Below are 17,822 nucleotides of genomic sequence, written 5' to 3' on the forward strand. Positions count from 1 at the left end.
AAAGGGGAACCCATGATTGAATTTAAAAATGTTAGTAAAGTATATGAAAATGGATCTGTTGCGCTAGATGATGTGTGCCTCAATATTCACGACGGTGAATTTGTGCTTGTCTGTGGTCATAGTGGAGCAGGTAAATCTACATTGTTTAAACTTTTGACACATGAAGTCGTGCCTGATTCTGGTAGCGTTATTGTGGATGAGTATGAAGTCACCAAAATGCGCCGTAGTCGCATTCCTAAATTGCGTCGTAAATTAGGTGTTGTATTCCAAGACTTTAGACTATTGCCTAATAAAACGGTAGCTGAAAATATTGCTTTTGCCTTAGAAGTAATTGAGGAAAAACCAAAAGTTATTAAAGAAAAAGTAGCTCATGTATTAGAGCTAGTCGGACTTACTGATAAAGCAAACGATTTGCCAGAAGATTTATCTGGAGGAGAGCAACAACGGGTTGCCATTGCTCGAGCTATTGTAAATAGACCGACTGTATTGATTGCTGATGAACCGACAGGTAATCTTGATCCAACTACGAGTAAAGATATTGTAGATTTGTTTAAGCACATCAATGATTTCGGCACTACGGTTGTTATGATTACTCATAACATGGATATCGTTACGTATTTGAATAAGCGGGTTATCGAATTAAAAGATGGTCGCATACAAAGTGATAATATGAGAGGTGCAGAATTCAATGAAGCCTAGAACAATGAAATATTTCTTTAAAGAAGCGCTTAAGTCTATGAAGCGTAATGGTCTCATGACATTAGCTTCTATTTCTACAGTAGCATTGTCTTTATTTATGCTTGGCGTATTCCTTTGTGGCGTTATGAATTTAAACAATATGGCGTCTAATCTGGAAAATCAAGTACAATTAAGCGTCTATTTAAAAGATGGTCTTACTACTGAACAAATCATGGAAACAGGAAAGCAAATCAAGGCGATACCTAATTTAAAACAGCTTGAATTTGTCAATAAAGAACAGGCTATGAAAGATTTTAAAGAACGCCTTGGGGAGCAACAACAATTAGTCAATGCTTTAGATGGGGTAAACCCGTTGCCTAATTCCTATGTACTGACTTTTGAAAACCCAGAAGATGTGAAAACAACAGCTAAGTTAGTCACTACATTCAGCGGTGTTGAAAGTACTCACTATGGACAAGATATCATTGAGGAATTGTTCCGCATTACTCAAGTTATTCGTTTTGGTGGTATTATACTCATTGCATTCTTGGCAGGGGCTACATTGTTTATTATTTCCAATACGATTCGCCTCACTGTATTTGCGCGTCGCAAAGAGATTGCCATTATGAAATACGTAGGGGCTACTAATGGATTTATTCGCTGGCCATTCTTGATTGAAGGTATGCTATTAGGTTTAATTGGTGCTATCATTGCCGTTGCTTGTGTAGGCTGGTTATACAATTTCATTACCTTAGAAGTAGCTAGATCACTAGCATTTTTCCCATTAGTACCAATGTTCCCGTTTTTCTATGACGTTATCCTTTACTTATTAGCAGGTGGTATCGTCGTAGGTGCTATTGGTAGTACCATTTCATTGCGTCAATATATGAAAGTATAATAGGGGTTATATGAGACAGTATACATTTAAAACTCGCCTCTTAGCAGCCCTTTTGACAGGTTTGGTATTGACGGGAATACCGACTCATATATGGGCTGTAGATGAGGATTTAACAAATCAGTTAGATTCAATACAGCAGCAAGTTAATGAACAGAGTTCTAAGCAAGCCAACGCTGAAGTCGTTATTGGTAGCGTATCGGAACAATTGCGACAAATTGAAGAAGAATTAAGACAGGCCAATGCTGAATTAGCAGTTATAACAGAACAGCGCGTTGCTGTAGAAGCTGATATTGCAGTGAGTACGCAACAATTAGAAGAGGCACAACGACGTCTTGAACAACGAGAAGCTGTCTTTTATAAGCGGGTTCGCGATATTTATATCAATGGCCGTCTTAGTTATTTGGATGTTGTGATTGGCTCTAAAGACTTTACAGATTTTGCGAATCGCTTAGAAATTTTAAAACGAATCATTGACGCTGATATTAATTTGATTAATGAGATTAAAAGAGAGCGCGAAGAAATCGAGATTCGCAAACAAGAATTAGAAGCAAAACGAGCACAATTATTAGAAATTGAAAAAGCTGCTTTAGCTAAACAAGCAGAAATTGAAGCGAAAAAAGCAGAGCGTAACGAAGTATTAGCACGAGCACAAAATGATCGTGCTACAGCTATGCAAGCTATTGAAGAGTTAAATGCTGCTTCTGCACAAGTAACTGCATTGTTGCGAGAACGACAATCTGCACGTGCAGCGGAAGCCGCATCAGCGGCTGCTGCGGCCGAACAAAATGCTACTTGGTCACAAGGGTCTGGTGTTTTAGGTTGGCCTGCTAGTGGTCCTCTTACATCGTCCTTTGGTTATCGTATTCATCCAATTTGGGGGACTTCAATTCTTCATGCTGGTATCGATATTGGTGTTGATGAAGGAGATCCTGTATACGCAGCAGATAGTGGTACTGTCGTGTGGGCTGGCTGGCTCGGTGGTTATGGTTATGCCGTTATCATCGACCATAGCAATGGTTTATCTACTCTTTACGCACATAATTCTGATCTCGCTGTTGGCGACGGTCAATATGTTAGCAAAGGTTCGCTCATTGCTTATGCTGGTAGTACTGGTAATAGTACAGGCCCTCACGTTCACTTTGAGGTCCGCGTAGATGGGGATCCAGTAGATCCTATGGGTTATTTATAAAATGAAGTGGAATATAAGAAATATATGCTGGAACCTTTTTAGATATATAGGGGCAGGCATACTCGTTATGTGGTTTACTTTTTGGTATTTATCGGGCAGTTTTTGGGGTCTCCCAAAATTCGCTTTTACCTATTATGTAGCGACACAGAAATTTATGGATCCTGTTAGTAAGGGTGAATTATTTGAAGGCGCTCTAAAAGGTATGATTGAATCCTTACAAGAACCGCATAGTGTGTATTTAGATGAAGAAGATTTAAATACCATAAAACAACATACATCTGGTACTTATGCAGGCATTGGGATGGTCTTAGGTTACGGTGATAAAGGTCTAGAAGCAGTGACTGTTATTGATGACCAGCCAGCTTATAAAGCCGGATTAAAAAGTGGCGACTATATCATATCTATTGACGAAAAAGATACAAAAGATATGAAAATCGAAGAGGCTGCTGCAACCATACGCGGTGAAGCTGGCACTGACGTGACTATTGTAATTGAACGGGATGGGGAAAGACAGACTTTCACTATTACTCGAGAAGAAATCACATTGCCTACTGTAAAAAGTCACATGTTAACAGATACGGTAGGATATATTCGAATTAGTCAATTTGCAGAACATACAGCAGAGGCTTTTAAAGAGCAATATGATCAATTACGAAATAAAGGGATGACTTCATTAGTTCTTGATTTGCGTGATAATCCAGGAGGATTATTAAATAGCGCAGAAGATATTGCTAGCGTTATTATGCCAGAAGGACCTCTCGTAAGTATGACGCCACGGAGCGGTGAATCTACAATGTATAGTTCTAAAGGTGTAGATATGCCAGTGCCAATGGTCGTTTTGATTAATAAAGGTTCGGCTAGCGCTTCTGAAATTATTGCCGGTGCGGTGCAAGATCGAAAGCTAGGTACTATCGTAGGTACTACAAGTTATGGTAAAGGAACGGTGCAAACCATTTATCCTAACTTTGATGGAGAAGGTATTAAAGTGACGATTGCTAAATATCATACTCCTAATGATCGTATTATTGATGGTATTGGTATAAAACCAGATGTAGAAGTTGAATTACCAAATGGAGTGACTCCAAATGGGACGACTTCCGATGTTCAAGTTCAAAAAGCACTAGAAGTATTGCAATAAACTTAGCGTTATAGCAATGGTAGTGTAGAAAAGGGAAAAATTATGTTTATAGATCGCGCTCGTGTCTTTGTAAAAGCGGGTGATGGCGGTGACGGTATGTCTAGTTTCCGCAGAGAAAAATATGTTCCTAATGGTGGGCCTAGTGGTGGCGATGGTGGCCAAGGAGCAGATATTATTTTGAAGGCTGATAAAAATATTAATACTCTTGTGGACTTCCGTTATAAACGCCAATTTAAAGCGCCACAAGGGGGCAATGGTGAAAGTTCTAATAAACATGGTCGCGGTGCCGATGATTTAGTTATTCCTGTACCGCTAGGAACTGTTGTAAAAGATGATGAAACAGGTAAGATTTTCTGTGACCTAATTAATGATGGTGATACATTTGTCATTGCTAAAGGCGGTCGTGGCGGTCGTGGTAACGCTCGATTTCAAACAAGTGCTAACCGGGCCCCTACCTTTGCGGAAAAGGGGGAACCAGGTGAAGAACGTTGGTTGCAATTAGAATTAAAAGTTTTGGCAGATGTAGGGTTATTGGGATATCCAAGCGTTGGTAAGTCTAGTATTTTGAGAAAAGTATCAAAAGCACAACCAGAAGTAGCAGCATATCACTTTACAACATTAACACCCGTATTAGGGGTTGTTACCATTTCTGGAGATAGAAGTTTTGTCCTTGCTGATATTCCAGGACTTATCGAAGGGGCTAGCGAAGGTGTGGGCTTAGGGCATAACTTCCTTCGCCATGTAGAACGTACTAACATTCTCATTCATGTTCTTGACGTATCTGGTATGGAAGGCCGAGATCCAAAAGAAGATTTTGATGCTATTAATGAAGAATTACGTAAGTATTCTGAAAGATTAGCCAATAAAAAACAAATTATAGCACTTAATAAAATCGATATGGTTTTTGATGATGAAACGATTCCGAATACAAAGAAATATTTTGAAGATAAAGGATATGAAGTATTTCTTATCAATGCCTTAAGTGGTGATGGTTTACCAAAATTGATGGAACGTGCTTACTATTACGTTGAAAACTATGAGCCAGAAGTAGAAGCTACTGATGATACTGTTATGTATGAAGCAAAGCCAGATACGGAATTTGTTATTACTCGCGGTGATGATGCAGCATTCTATATTACAGGCAAACGTATAGAGCGTCTCGTAGCGATGACTAATTTAGATGATGACCAATCGTTACGTCGATTCCAACGTATTTGGAGGTTTATGGAATTAGATGCTAAGTTACGCGAAAAAGGATGTAAAGACGGCGATGAAGTAGTAATCGGCGATCAACGATTTACATTCCAAGAGTAGGAGATATAATGACAGGAAAACAAAAACGATATTTACGTTCTTTAGCAGCTACCATGCAACCGGTTGTGCAAATTGGTAAAAATGGCTTAGAAGATAGTGTTATCGACAGTGCTCGAGCTGCTTTGATGGCTCGTGAGCTTATTAAGGTGAAGATGCATAATAATAGCCCAGAAGATAAAGAAGTATTCCAAGAACTAGCAGATATGCTCGGTGCTGAATTAGTACAAATTATTGGATTTAATGGAGTCCTTTATAAAGCAAAAAAAGAACCAAAAATTATATTACCGAAATAAATGATATAACCTTTTTTCCTTGAGGAGGCGATTCTATGAGAGAGGCTATAAAAAATGCTAATCGTATTGTTGTAAAAGTAGGGAGTAGTACATTGTGCTATCCCAATGGTCACTTGCATTTAGAGCGCATTGAAACATTAGTACGACAATTGTCAGATCTAGCTAATCAAGGAAAAGAGGTTATTCTTGTTTCTTCTGGTGCTACAGGTGCGGGATTAGCTCCTTTAGGATTTAAAGAAAAGCCTAGAGATTTAGTGTTGCGACAAGCTGCTGCATCGGTAGGACAAGGTGTATTGATGCATATGTATGAGCGCCTATTTAGAGAATATGGACGCACAGTTGGTCAAATTTTATTAACAAAAGAAGATAGTACGGCACGCCATAGATATTTAAATTTGCGAAATACATTACATGCTTTATTACAGCTCAATGTTATTCCTATTATTAATGAAAATGATGTAGTTGCTATAGAAGAATATAAAATTGGTGATAATGATACATTGTCAGCTACTGTAGCAGGCATTGTAGAAGCAGATGTATTAATCATTCTTTCTGATATAGATGGTTTATATACAGCCAATCCAACTACAGACCCTAATGCTACCTTAATTAGTGAAGTATATAGTATTACTGATGAAACCTATGCGATTGCAGGGGGCGCTGGTAGTAATATGGGTACAGGCGGTATGTATACAAAAATAAAAGCTGCTCATATGGTCACAAACTCTGGTATACATATGGTGATTACCAGTGGAGAAGAAGAAAATTCATTGCGTCGTGTATGCAAAGGTGAAGTGATAGGCACTTTATTTGTGGCCAATGAACAGAAAGTTAACCAAAAACAACATTGGCTAGCTTATGGAAAGCGTATTAATGGGACTATCCTCGTCGATAATGGTTGTGCATCGGCTGTTTTAAATCATGGGGCCAGCGTATTACCTGCTGGTATCATCGATGTAGAAGGGCAATTTGAATCAGGTGACACCGTATCTATCGTTCATGATGGAAAAGAAATTGCTCGAGGATTAGTCAATTATGATGCTCATGATTTATTGCTTATCAAAGGTCATAGCACAGCAGATATTGCTAAGGTGTTGCAAATCAATGCCACTCATGATGAAGTGATACATCGTAATAATTTGGTGATTATTCATTAGAATTTACAGCAGAGGTAGTATATGAATCAATATGAATCTATTTTCCAACTTATGGGCGAATCTGCTCGTGCCGCATCTATCAAATTAAGTCAAATTTCAGAAGCGAAAATTAATGATGTATTACATGATATGGCAGAAGCACTTACTAAGCAGGAATCATTAATATTGAAAGCAAATGAAGCAGATCTTCGATTGGCAAAAGAGAGTCAGCCTGAAGCGATGATGGATCGATTGTTATTAACACAAGAAAGAATTCATCAAATGGCTGAAGGTGTTAGACAAGTTGCATCTTTACAAAGTCCAGTAGGTACGACTCTAGAATCGATAGAACGACCTAATGGTTTGCGCATAGAAAAACGGGCTGTTCCTTTTGGTGTAATTGGTATTATTTTTGAAGCTCGTCCTAATGTAACTGTTGATGCTGGAGTTCTTTGTTTTAAAACGGCCAACGCTGTAATTCTTCGCGGTGGTAAGGAAGCTTTTCATACAAATCGTGCCATCGTATCTATCCTACAAGATGTACTAGAAGCTCATAATTTGCCAAGAGAGGCCATTCAATTAGTGGAAGTGTTAGATCGAGATGCTGTGGCAGTTTTCTTGCGTCAACGAAACTATATTGATGTCATCATTCCACGTGGTGGCGCGGGATTAATTCAACGAGTTATTAGTGAAAGCCAAATTCCTGTCATCGAAACTGGTAGCGGTATTTGTCATACCTATGTGGACGAATTTGCTGATCTAGAAATGGCTCTATCCATTGCGATGAATGCTAAAGTACAACGTCCGTCAGTATGTAATTCGATGGAAACTTTATTAGTTCATCGAGCAGTAGCAGAAGAGTTTTTGCCTGCTTTATCACAAGCGATGGAAGAGCATAAAGTAACTATTCATGCTACCGATGATGTATTACAGTTAATTCCAGGCGTACCTGTAACCGAACTTTCATTTAGCACAGAGTATAATGATTTTGATCTTAATATTAAGATTGTTGATTCTTTGGAAGCCGCTATAGAGCATATCAATCGTTACACTACACATCACTCAGAAGCCATCGTTACGAATGATATAGAACGAGCTACCCTATTTATGAATCTCATCGATTGCTCTACGGTATATCATAATGCATCAACCCGTTTCACAGATGGCTTTGAATTTGGTTTTGGTGCAGAAATTGGTATTAGCACACAAAAATTACATGCAAGAGGGCCTATGGGATTAGCGGCGCTTACATCTTATAAATATTTCGTCTATGGTGATGGGCAGGTTAGACAGTGAGACGATTACTGTACTTAATCAAGGCATACTATGCATATATTCAAACACCTAAAGGTCGATATGAATGGATTTCATATGGTAAGGCCATACTATTATTTATCTTGATTTGCTTTATAGTCATAAAGGGCGTGTCATATATATGGTAAAACAGACGAGAATTGGTGTTATTGGCGGTACTTTTAATCCTATCCACTTAGGCCACTTAATGATTGCTGAAGTGGCTCGAGAAGAATTTCTCCTAGAGAAGGTTTTATTTGTCCCTTCTCGCATTCCACCTCATAAATCTGAAGGGGTTATACCAGCGGAACATAGATATGCTATGACTGTTGCAGGAGTAGCTGACAATCCATACTTTGAAGTGTCTGATGTTGAAATGAAACGCGACGGATTTTCTTATACGATTGAGACGATTCTCCATCTAAAATCAGAATTAGGTGATGATTGTGAAATCTATTTCATTGCTGGTACAGATACAATTATGGATTTACCTAATTGGAAATCGATTGATGAAGTATTAGAATCTTGCCATTTTATTGGAGCTATACGGCCTAATGGAAATGATAACCGCCTAGCTTTAGAAGAGGCTATTAGATCATTAGGACCTAGAGGAAAAGATAAAATTCACTTATTAACAGTACCAGAGATGAAACTATCATCTACTTATTTACGAGATCGTCTCCAACGAGGGAAAAGCATCCGCTATATGGTACCTAAGCTTGTAGCTGATTATATTGAAAGTCATGATATTTATCAAAAGGAATAGTAGAGAATGGATATAGAAGCGATTGAACAAGATCTATCTGAGCGATTAAGTAAAAAGAGATTTACTCATACATTAGGTGTAGTAGAGGCAGCACGAGCATTAGCTAGAATATATGGAGTTAATGAAGAGGATGCGCATATAGCTGCGTTATTACATGATTGTGGTAAAGAATTATCTTTACAAGACATGCAGTTACTAGTGCAGGATATTCCTTGTGATGATGAGATGTTTGCTAATGGTGCGTTATTGCATGGATTGGCAGGCATGGTATTGGCTCAATCTCGCTATGGTGTGACGAAGCAAGACGTTTTAGAAGCAATTCGTGTACATACGACGGGAAAACCGAATATGTCGGAGTTAGATAAAATCATTTTTTTAGCAGATTACATTGAAAAAAATAGGGATTTCCCTGGGGTAGACTTTATACGAGAGGCGGCGAACAAAAGTCTTAATGAAGGTGTGTTAGCTGGTTACGATATGACGATACGACATCTATTAGATAAGGGGTTATCTATTTATGTACTCACTATTTTAGGACGTAATGATATTCTACAGCACATGAGGGGAGGGAATTGATGTGGATGAGTTAGAAAGGGCGCGAATCCGCAGAAAACGGCGTCGTAGACGAGCTCAATCTAAGCCGACTATTCAATGGGGCCGATTAATGTTAGTAGGCATCATTGCATTAGTCATTCTATTAGGAATTGGTTGGGGCATCTATAGTGGCGCTTCTTATGTTTACAACCGTTTGACAACACCTACTGTGACAGAAGAAAAAGAAGAGCCAAAACAAGATACAGAAACTCTTAAAGTAGAACAAAAAGCTGTAGACAAACCAATTTATGTGTTAGTGGTAGGGAAAGATAAAAACAATCCTAGTCAAGGTGATGCTTTATTCCTTATGTCTATTAATACGTCTCAACATACGATGGATATCATTGGTATTCCAAGCAATAGTAAAATTGAAAGTCGCGATCAGCAGTCCATATCTATGTTGAATAGAATGTATGAACAAGATGGCATCAAATTGACTAAAGCTGTTGTAGAAGATATGTTTCATATTTCTATCCCTTACTATGTTGTGGTTGATGAAACTGCTTTCAAAAAAACTCACAATATGCTAGGGGATCAGCAGTTTTATGTTGAAAAAGATATGGAACATATCGATAGTGAAAGCGGTTTAAAAGATATTGATTTAAGACGAGGCTATCAAAACTTAGATGCTGATAATGCCTTTGCGTATTTGCGATATACTGACGAAAAACAAGATAATTTCAGTCGTCTACAACGACAAGAACGATTCCTCAAATTGTGGATAGATCGAGAACAGGATCGATTTACATTGACCAATATGTGGCATATTTGGCGTTTATGGGATTTCTATGATACGAATATTTCTACTTGGGATGCCATTCAATTGATGCGTTCCATAGGGGGGATGGAAAAAGAAAATATTCATTTCTATATCTTGCCAGGAGAGAAAGAAACGATTGATGGTCGCATCTACTGGTCTATTAACCCTACAGAAGCGCAACGCTTGGTAGGCATCATGACAGGTGATTTATCGCCACAAGATTACAGTCAGTTTGTTACGAACACGATGACGATGTCAAGGAAAGTAGAAGAGAATGCGTCTGAAAGTAATGGAACTATTGATGGTGGTGATACAAATACTTCTACTGGCAGAGTTACTACTCAAGCAAGTGAGCCAGGTGATGAAGCTACTAGTAGGGACGCAAGCTCTACTAAGGATAATGGAGAAAGAACGAATTAGGAGTTATTATGAAACAAAAGGAAGATATTAAACAAAGTGTACTAGCCTTAGCACAAGGGGCTTTTGATAAAAAGGGGAGTCATATTGAAATCTTAGATTTAGAAGGGATTTCTATGCTTGGAGACTTCTTTATGATTGTAAGTGCTAGAAATAGTAAACAATCTCAAAGCATTGCTGATGAGATTGAAGATATTGGTGCAGAAATTGGTATGACTGTCCTTCATCGAGAAGGTTATCGTGAGGGGGAATGGATTCTCTTAGACTTTGGTGATGTTATTTGTCATATCTTTGGTGGTGAAGATACACGTCAGTTCTATGACTTAGAGTCGTTGTGGAGCGATGCACCGCGCATTCCATTTGAAGGGGTATAATATGCCTAGCGAATTATTGGAAAATACGATTGCTACATTAACAGTGCTCCGCACGAGCGATCAAGGTGCCTTTTTAGATGGTCAAACAGGTAATACAAATGATGATATATTACTTCACAAAGATCAGCAACTATCACCTGTTGAGATTGGTGATGAAGTAGAGGTCTTTTTATATCGTGATCCTAAAGGTCGTCTCACTGCCTCTATGCGGTTACCGGCTATGAAAGTAGGACAAATCGGTTATGTAGAAGTAATCAATACGACGAACTTTGGATGTTTCGTTGAAGTTGGTACAGAGCGAGGCATCTTTATGCCTCATGCAGAAATGCGGGGCCGGCCACAAGTGGGAGAAAAGGTTTGGGTAAGACTTTATGTCGATAAATCTGGTCGTATGGCTGTCTCTATGGATGTAGATGATGAAATGCGTCGCGCCTCTAAAGCCGCTACTGATGCCACGGTAGGTCAAATTGTAAAAGGTGCCATTTATAACCTTACTAAAGATGGTGCGTTTATCATTACACCAGAGCGTTGGATTGCTTTCTTACATCGCTCTGAAATGACACATCATCTTAAAGTAGGGGAAATGATAGAAGCGCGTGTCACTTTCAAACGCGATGATGGTCGCATCAATATTTCTATGAGACCGACAAAAGAAAAAGCACTTCTTTCGGATGGCGATATTATTATGGAATATTTATTGCAACGAGGCGGTAAAATGCCTTATAGTGATGAATCGTCAGCTATGCGTATTAAAGACAGGTTTAATATTAGTAAAGCTGCTTTTAAACGCGCATTAGGGCGGTTAATGAAAGAGAAAAAAATCGTACAAGAAGAGGGATGGACACTCTTAACTGATATCGGAAAAGAATGGGTTCCCCCTACAAACCAAGAGGACAGTGTATGAAAATAGTTGTAGTTGGTGCTGGTAAGGTAGGCTACTCATTGGCACAACGATTAATACAAGATAATCACGATGTATATGTAATCGATCGTTCGCAAGAACGAATTCACAATTTAGAAAATGTTCTTGATGTGAGTTTAGTGCAAGGCAACGGTAGCGATATTAATTTGCTCAATGAAATCGGTATGGATGATGTGGGCATGTTTATTGCCGTTACTGACTCTGATGAAGTCAATATGCTGTCTTGTTCTGTTGCTAAAATTGCTGGCGTTCCTACAACAGTAGCTCGTGTGCGAGATACGAATATAGCGGACTATATGGATGATGAAATGAAAGCCAAACTAGGTGTTGATTTGTTTATCAATCCAGAAATGGTTACTGCTGAAGAACTTTTGAATATTCTAGAAACGCCATCTGCTATCGATGTGAAAGAATTTGGCGAAGGTACTGTACGATTAATGGAATTTAAAATCGAAGATGATTTTCCATTCCAGAAAATACCTTTAAAAGATGTTCGATTTCCTGATGGAGCTTTATTAGTGGGGATTTTGCGCAATGGGAATATGATCATTCCCCACGGTGAAAGTTATGTAGAAGCTAATGATAGTGTTTTCTTTTTAGGTTTAAAAGAAGCTATTGAGCTTGTAGAGAGTCAATGGTTTTCTGATCACTCAGTTTTTCATAAACGAGTGGTCATCATTGGAGCTGGCTTATTGGGTCAGAATTTAACGGTTCTCCTTGAAGAAGCTGGATTTACTGTTAAAGTCATTGAAAAAGACTTAGAGCGCTGTGAACAATTAGCAGCAAAAGTGGATAAAGCCATTATTATTAACGGTGACGGTACTGATTTCGATTTGTTAGAAGCTGAAGAAGTAGCTGATAACGATGTTATCATCGCCTTAACTGATGATGATAAATTGAATTTATTAGTTGCCTTAGTGGGAAAACATATGGGCATACCGAAAACGGTAGTTCGCGTAGGACGACCAGAATATATTATGCTGATGGAACAAGTTGGTATCGATGTGGTATTTTCTCCGCGTCTTCTTACAGCAGGGCAAATTCTACGCTTCGTTCGAAGTGGTGAAGGGGTTGTGTCCATTTCCACCTTTGAAGGCGGGAAAGCAGAATCCATTGAAATCGAAATTAATGACCAATCTCCAGTAGCAGGCAAGCAATTGAAGGACATTCGATTGCCTGGTAAGGCTTTGGTAGGAGTCATCCTTCGTGGCGATGAAGCCATTGTGCCACGAGGTAATACAGACATATTCGTAGGCGACCATATCGTATTGTTTACATTACCTGAATCAGTAAGTAAATTATTGAACTATTTAACATAGAGGTTTTATGCGTATACAAATTGTCATGTCCTTAGTGGGCAGATTGCTCTATATTTATGGCGTCTTTGTAACGATTCCATTTATATATAGCATACTCTTTGAAACTGCATATTGGTCCTTTGCATTGACTGCAGCCTTATCTATAGGATTAGGATATATCTTTACAAAATGGGGCATTTCTAGTGATAATTTTAGTTTGCGAGATGGATTTTTAGTGGTTGGTTCTACTTGGGGATTTACAGTCTTATTAGGATCTATTCCATTTTTAATATCTCAAGTGTTAACACATCCTTTAGATGCTCTCTTTGAAGCTACATCTGGTATTACTGCTACAGGGGCGACAGTTATTGCAGATGTAAACTATATTCCTAAGACATTTATTCTCTGGCGGGGATTAATGCACTGGATTGGAGGGATGGGAATTATCGTTTTAATTCTATCTTTCTTGCGCAACTTGGGGGCTGATGCAGCTCATTTCTTTAATGCCGAAGCATCGGTACCAAAGCCGGGTGTTGTATTGCCAAGGATTAGAGATATTGCATCGAAATTGTGGAAATTGTATATCCTATTTACGGCGTTGTGCTTTGTATTGCTTTGGGCTGGTGGCATTCCTCCATTTGATGCGTTAAACTATGCATTCTCTATTATATCTACAGGTGGTTTTGCACCTACTTCAGAAGGAACTTTTGCGTATAGTCATAGTATTTACATTTCATTAGTATTTATTTTCTTTATGATTTTAGCTGGTGGCAACTTCTCTGTCTATTACACAGTTTTCCAAAAAGGTCTCCGTTCTTTAGTAGATGATTTTGAAACTCGTATGTATTGGTTGATATTAGCTACAGGCATTGTTATTACGTCAGTATTTTTGTATATTAATCATCAAACCGATTACATTGGTGAAAGCTTACGTAATGCTGCATTTACGCTTGTATCCTTACAAACTGGTAGTGGATTTGCTATCGTAGACTATGATTTATGGCCTGGTGCCGCGCAAATGATGTTATTTATTGCGACCTTCTTTGGTGGGTGTAGTGGATCCACTACAGGGGGGATAAAAATTATCCGCCTTATTATCCTCGTAAAGAGTAGTATTATGTATTTACGAAAATCAATTCATCCTGATATGGTACAAGTCGTTCGCATTAACGGAAAACCTATGCCTGAAAAATGGATACAAATGACACAACAATTTATTTTTCTATATTTAATGATTTATGTCATTTCCGTATTTCTTATGACTTGCTTTGGGGTGAGTAGTGGAGATGCCTTACGCATTGTGACATCCTTCCTTAGTAATGTAGGCTTAGGCTTCGGAGGCTATGGGCCAACAGACTCCTTTAGTGTATTACCATATGGCGCTAAATGTATCGCTATCCTCGATATGCTCTTAGGCCGTTTGGAACTATTTACAATCCTTGTTATGCTTCATCCTCAATTTTGGGAAGGTTATTTTATTAAGAAAGATACAAAGCGATATCGCATTTTGTAATTAACTATCTTATTACCCTAACAGGAGAATTATTCATGCATATTGAAAAACGTCCTTTAGGGCTGTATAAAGCAAATTGCTATGTATTAAAGAAGGATGGTTATTCCGTCATTATTGATCCGGGCTTTCATAGTCATCATATTATTGATATGGTAGGAGATACGAAGGTGTTAGCCATTCTTCTTACACATGGTCATTGTGATCATGTATCTGCTTTAGATGATGTTTACAAATATTATCAAGTGCCTGTGTATTTGCATGCTGATGATCATAAATTGTTGCAATTGATTCGCCGGAGACCTAGCGTGTATAAAAAGAAAATGTTTACGCCTTGTGAAGTTTTGGAAGAAGGATCGCTACGGATTGGACCATTTTCGTTTACTATTTACCATACGCCTGGTCATAGTGCTGGTTCGGTATGTATAGAAATAGAGGGGCATTTATTTACAGGCGATACAGTGTTTAAACAGAATGTAGGGAATAGCGACAATTATAATGGCAATGCTGAGGCGTTACAAGAGAGTATTAAGCGTATTATGACTTTTAATAAGGACTTAATTATATGCCCTGGACATAAAGACAATAGCTTATTAAAAGATGAAGTTGAATTCTTAATGAAGTTTATAATATAAGCTTGACAAATAATTCTAGAACAGATATACTAAGCAAGTACTTTGGATACGGCCCCGTGGTGTAGCGGTTAACATGTCGCCCTGTCACGGCGAAGATCGTCAGTTCAAATCTGATCGGGGTCGCCATTCATGCCTCGGTAGCTCAGTCGGTAGAGCAACGGACTGAAAATCCGTGTGTCGACAGTTCGATTCTGTCCTGAGGCACCATGTACATGCGGGAATAGCTCAGTGGTAGAGCACTGCCTTGCCAAGGCGGGGGTCGCGAGTTCGAATCTCGTTTCCCGCTCCACTATTGTATGGCGGCATAGCCAAGCGGTAAGGCAGAGGTCTGCAAAACCTTTATTCCCCAGTTCGATTCTGGGTGCCGCCTCCACTATACGTTACCCATGCCGGGGTGGCGGAACAGGCAGACGCAACGGACTTAAAATCCGTCGGTTAGAAATAACCGTACCGGTTCGATTCCGGTCCTCGGCACCAATTAAGACTAACTTCGGTTAGTCTTTTTTTCATTTATATGACCTATAGACGTAATTGTTGATGAAATATCATAGATGTATTGATGACGAATTTATAAGAGATTATTAGGGAAGAAAATCCTAAATTATTGATTAGTAAATGTCTTTGTGGAGCGTTCTATCGATAGGAGGGGAATTATACTATGCAAAAAAGCGTCCAGTTGATTGTAATATATCAACTGGACGCTTTTTTGCATAGTGGAATAATAGTTCAGATGTTACTGAGTTTTATTATCTGGATCTTTGATTAATGGCTCTTGGCCTAACAATGTTGTTAGATTATGTACATTAAATCGATAGCTAGGATTACTAAAATCTCTAGACGGATCATACCGGTTGCTAGGGGCTTGTAAAATCCCTACTAATGTATCGTATAGAAGGTCGTTTGTAAAATATTGTGTTTCATGTTTTTTTAGGGTCGTTACCGTTTCTGGATAGGTTGCAGCATATTCAGGAGACAGATACACCCACAATGGAATATGGGCCATAACAAAATCAAAAGTATCTGGATTGTGAGATTTATCAAGGCTTTCACCGTGATCGGAGAAATACACCATAGCTTGTAGGTTGAGATGTTCTTTTCCGTAGTTGTAGATTTGTTGCAATACCCAATCTGTGTAGAGTTGACTGTTAGCGTAAGCTTCTAGCCCTTCCGGATAAGGTCCTTGTTTCCATTTACTAAACGATGATGGGTACCGATCGTTATAGTAAATATGGCTACCCATGATATGGATGACAATAAAGTTGTTTTCACTAGGATTCACCGTCTCTAAAAGAGGCAAAACAGATTCATCGTATTGATCGGAAAAGGCATATGAATCGTGAGCCCATTGTGTAATATCTGCCGTTTTAGCTATGAGCGATATAGCCGTATCATATTCTCCGAATACCCCTTGATTACTGAACCAAGATGTTTTATAACCTGCTTTTTTAGCTACGTCTAGAATATTAGCAGAATCGAGAAATGGTCGATCATCATATTGATTTCGTTCCGATAAAGCTCGCTCTAATGTTGGTACCGTCTGTACATAAGAAGAGTAAGCATTATCATAAAATATAAACTCACTATTGTGATGACGCATATCGCTTTGCCAAGGGGTATCATCGTAGAGGAATTCTGGATTGAATACTTTCATATAATCTCGAGAGCTAGACTCACCAATGACGAGAATTACCGTACCGGGCACTTTTTGAGCAGCAGTTTCATTCGTTGTTAATTGAAATGACTCATAGATGGTAGTATGTTTATCATTATAAGTTTGCATTTCTTCTACATAATCGGCTACGGAATTCCAATTGGCTATGATACAGGTTTGGGGAAATACATAGAATGGTACATATATTAAAAAGGATAATAATGATAGGGAAAGAATCCATTTTCTCATAGGTCGTGTGGAATTAAATTCTACGACTCGTTTCATATCTAAATTACACCAATATAGGAAGGCTATCCATAGTAAAAATCCTATGATTATAGCGACAAGGCCAGGGATACCAGCGGCATTTTTTAGAAAACCAAAAGCTTCTTCTGGATTTGTCATATATAATGCGAGGAGACTAGCTGGCGTTAAACAGTGCCAAGTAGTCATATAATAACCGATTTGTATAAATGGAATTAAACTAAGTAGAGTTGACAGAATAGCTAATATAGCAGACCCTACTTTATGAAAGCGGTAGGATTGTGATATAAAAAACTGCAATCCTGATAACCCCATAAATAATAAAAGGCCAAATAAAAAATCATTAGCAAACTCATAGAAGTATAAGGGCTTTACATAGGACCAATGGAATAATAAGGGAAAAGTTAAAACCCATAATATACCTACTAATCCATAACCTAAGAAGGCTCTATGAAAGACTGTAGTGCCCATAAAATACTGAAATAAAAACATACCTACAATGGTAGGGATCGTTAAAATAGATAGATCTTCTACATCGAGACCTAGTGTTATGGGTTCATAGATTAAAAATAAAATGATATATAAAACTATGCCGATAATACCGTATCGAAATATGGGATTCCGACCTATTTGTGCCAATGCTGATGACATATGAAATCCTTTCTTAAGGAATATAAATTACATAGTATAAT

Annotated in this window: 17 protein-coding genes and 5 tRNA genes; 21 read left to right on the top strand and 1 reads right to left on the bottom strand. The window is 38.4% G+C overall.

The features are described 5' to 3' along the window. Window positions 1-12 precede the first annotated feature (12 nt). The 21 genes from ftsE to NFR29_RS01270 all read left to right on the top strand — a co-directional run bounded on the left by ftsE (window position 13) and on the right by NFR29_RS01270 (window position 15,692). The gene (gene ftsE / locus NFR29_RS01170; RefSeq protein WP_251421998.1) at window positions 13-699 is read left to right on the top strand and encodes a cell division ATP-binding protein FtsE; all 687 of its coding nucleotides are present in this window, start codon (window positions 13-15) and stop codon (window positions 697-699) included. Then, complete coding sequence (gene ftsX / locus NFR29_RS01175; protein WP_251422001.1) at window positions 689-1,576, top strand: permease-like cell division protein FtsX; 888 nt, start codon at window positions 689-691, stop codon at window positions 1,574-1,576. Before ftsE ends, ftsX begins: the two co-directional genes overlap by 11 nt. Window positions 1,577-1,586: 10 nt before the next feature. Next, on the top strand, window positions 1,587-2,765 hold the full coding sequence (locus NFR29_RS01180) for a murein hydrolase activator EnvC family protein (RefSeq protein WP_251422003.1): 1,179 nt from the start codon (window positions 1,587-1,589) through the stop codon (window positions 2,763-2,765). Between the two features lies 1 nt (window position 2,766). Further along, window positions 2,767-3,903, top strand: a complete 1,137-nt coding sequence (locus NFR29_RS01185; RefSeq protein WP_251422006.1) for a S41 family peptidase — start codon at window positions 2,767-2,769, stop codon at window positions 3,901-3,903. A 42-nt stretch (window positions 3,904-3,945) separates the two neighbouring features. Then, entirely contained in the window at window positions 3,946-5,217 is a 1,272-nt protein-coding gene (gene obgE, locus NFR29_RS01190) for a GTPase ObgE (protein ID WP_251422008.1), read from the top strand. Window positions 5,218-5,225: 8 nt separating this feature from the next. Beyond that, entirely contained in the window at window positions 5,226-5,510 is a 285-nt protein-coding gene (gene yhbY, locus NFR29_RS01195) for a ribosome assembly RNA-binding protein YhbY (protein WP_251422011.1), read from the top strand. Window positions 5,511-5,545: 35 nt separating this feature from the next. Beyond that, window positions 5,546-6,667, top strand: a complete 1,122-nt coding sequence (gene proB, locus NFR29_RS01200) for a glutamate 5-kinase (RefSeq protein WP_251422014.1) — start codon at window positions 5,546-5,548, stop codon at window positions 6,665-6,667. 21 nt (window positions 6,668-6,688) lie between these two features. Beyond that, window positions 6,689-7,942 carry a glutamate-5-semialdehyde dehydrogenase gene (locus tag NFR29_RS01205; protein ID WP_251422017.1) on the top strand — a complete coding sequence of 418 codons (1,254 nt, stop codon included), beginning with the start codon at window positions 6,689-6,691 and terminating at the stop codon, window positions 7,940-7,942. Window positions 7,943-8,081: 139 nt separating this feature from the next. Beyond that, window positions 8,082-8,705 carry a nicotinate-nucleotide adenylyltransferase gene (nadD, locus tag NFR29_RS01210; RefSeq protein ID WP_251422020.1) on the top strand — a complete coding sequence of 208 codons (624 nt, stop codon included), beginning with the start codon at window positions 8,082-8,084 and terminating at the stop codon, window positions 8,703-8,705. A gap of 6 nt (window positions 8,706-8,711) precedes the next feature. After that, window positions 8,712-9,281 carry a bis(5'-nucleosyl)-tetraphosphatase (symmetrical) YqeK gene (gene yqeK / locus NFR29_RS01215; protein ID WP_251422023.1) on the top strand — a complete coding sequence of 190 codons (570 nt, stop codon included), beginning with the start codon at window positions 8,712-8,714 and terminating at the stop codon, window positions 9,279-9,281. A gap of 1 nt (window position 9,282) precedes the next feature. Further along, complete coding sequence (locus tag NFR29_RS01220) at window positions 9,283-10,479, top strand: LCP family protein (RefSeq protein ID WP_251422026.1); 1,197 nt, start codon at window positions 9,283-9,285, stop codon at window positions 10,477-10,479. Between the two features lie 8 nt (window positions 10,480-10,487). Then, window positions 10,488-10,850, top strand: coding sequence for a ribosome silencing factor (gene rsfS, locus NFR29_RS01225; RefSeq protein ID WP_251422029.1), 363 nt, complete (start codon window positions 10,488-10,490; stop codon window positions 10,848-10,850). Between the two features lies 1 nt (window position 10,851). Further along, entirely contained in the window at window positions 10,852-11,754 is a 903-nt protein-coding gene (locus NFR29_RS01230; protein ID WP_251422032.1) for a CvfB family protein, read from the top strand. Then, a complete protein-coding gene (gene trkA / locus NFR29_RS01235; RefSeq protein ID WP_251422035.1) occupies window positions 11,751-13,091 on the top strand; it encodes a Trk system potassium transporter TrkA in 1,341 nt (446 codons plus the stop codon). The genes NFR29_RS01230 and trkA overlap by 4 nt, the downstream gene beginning before the upstream one ends. A 7-nt stretch (window positions 13,092-13,098) precedes the next feature. Next, a complete protein-coding gene (locus NFR29_RS01240; protein ID WP_251422037.1) occupies window positions 13,099-14,583 on the top strand; it encodes a TrkH family potassium uptake protein in 1,485 nt (494 codons plus the stop codon). Window positions 14,584-14,618: 35 nt separating this feature from the next. Continuing rightward, window positions 14,619-15,215: an MBL fold metallo-hydrolase gene (locus NFR29_RS01245; protein ID WP_251422040.1), complete on the top strand. Its 597-nt coding sequence runs from the start codon at window positions 14,619-14,621 to the stop codon at window positions 15,213-15,215. Window positions 15,216-15,265: 50 nt separating this feature from the next. Continuing rightward, window positions 15,266-15,341 (top strand) — tRNA-Asp (locus NFR29_RS01250). Window positions 15,342-15,346: 5 nt separating this feature from the next. Further along, window positions 15,347-15,422 (top strand) — tRNA-Phe (locus NFR29_RS01255). Window positions 15,423-15,429: 7 nt separating this feature from the next. Beyond that, window positions 15,430-15,504, top strand: a tRNA-Gly gene (locus NFR29_RS01260). A gap of 9 nt (window positions 15,505-15,513) precedes the next feature. Then, a tRNA-Cys gene (locus NFR29_RS01265) sits at window positions 15,514-15,588 on the top strand. A gap of 15 nt (window positions 15,589-15,603) precedes the next feature. Beyond that, window positions 15,604-15,692: transfer RNA gene (locus NFR29_RS01270), tRNA-Leu, on the top strand. 256 nt (window positions 15,693-15,948) lie between these two features. Here the strand turns inward: NFR29_RS01270 and NFR29_RS01275 are convergent. After that, window positions 15,949-17,781, bottom strand: coding sequence for a phosphoethanolamine transferase family protein (locus NFR29_RS01275; RefSeq protein ID WP_251422043.1), 1,833 nt, complete (start codon window positions 17,779-17,781; stop codon window positions 15,949-15,951). Between the last annotated feature and the right edge of the window lie 41 nt (window positions 17,782-17,822).

Origin of the sequence: Veillonella agrestimuris, assembly GCF_943193065.1 — a bacterium.
GTDB classification, from domain to species: domain Bacteria; phylum Bacillota; class Negativicutes; order Veillonellales; family Veillonellaceae; genus Veillonella; species Veillonella agrestimuris.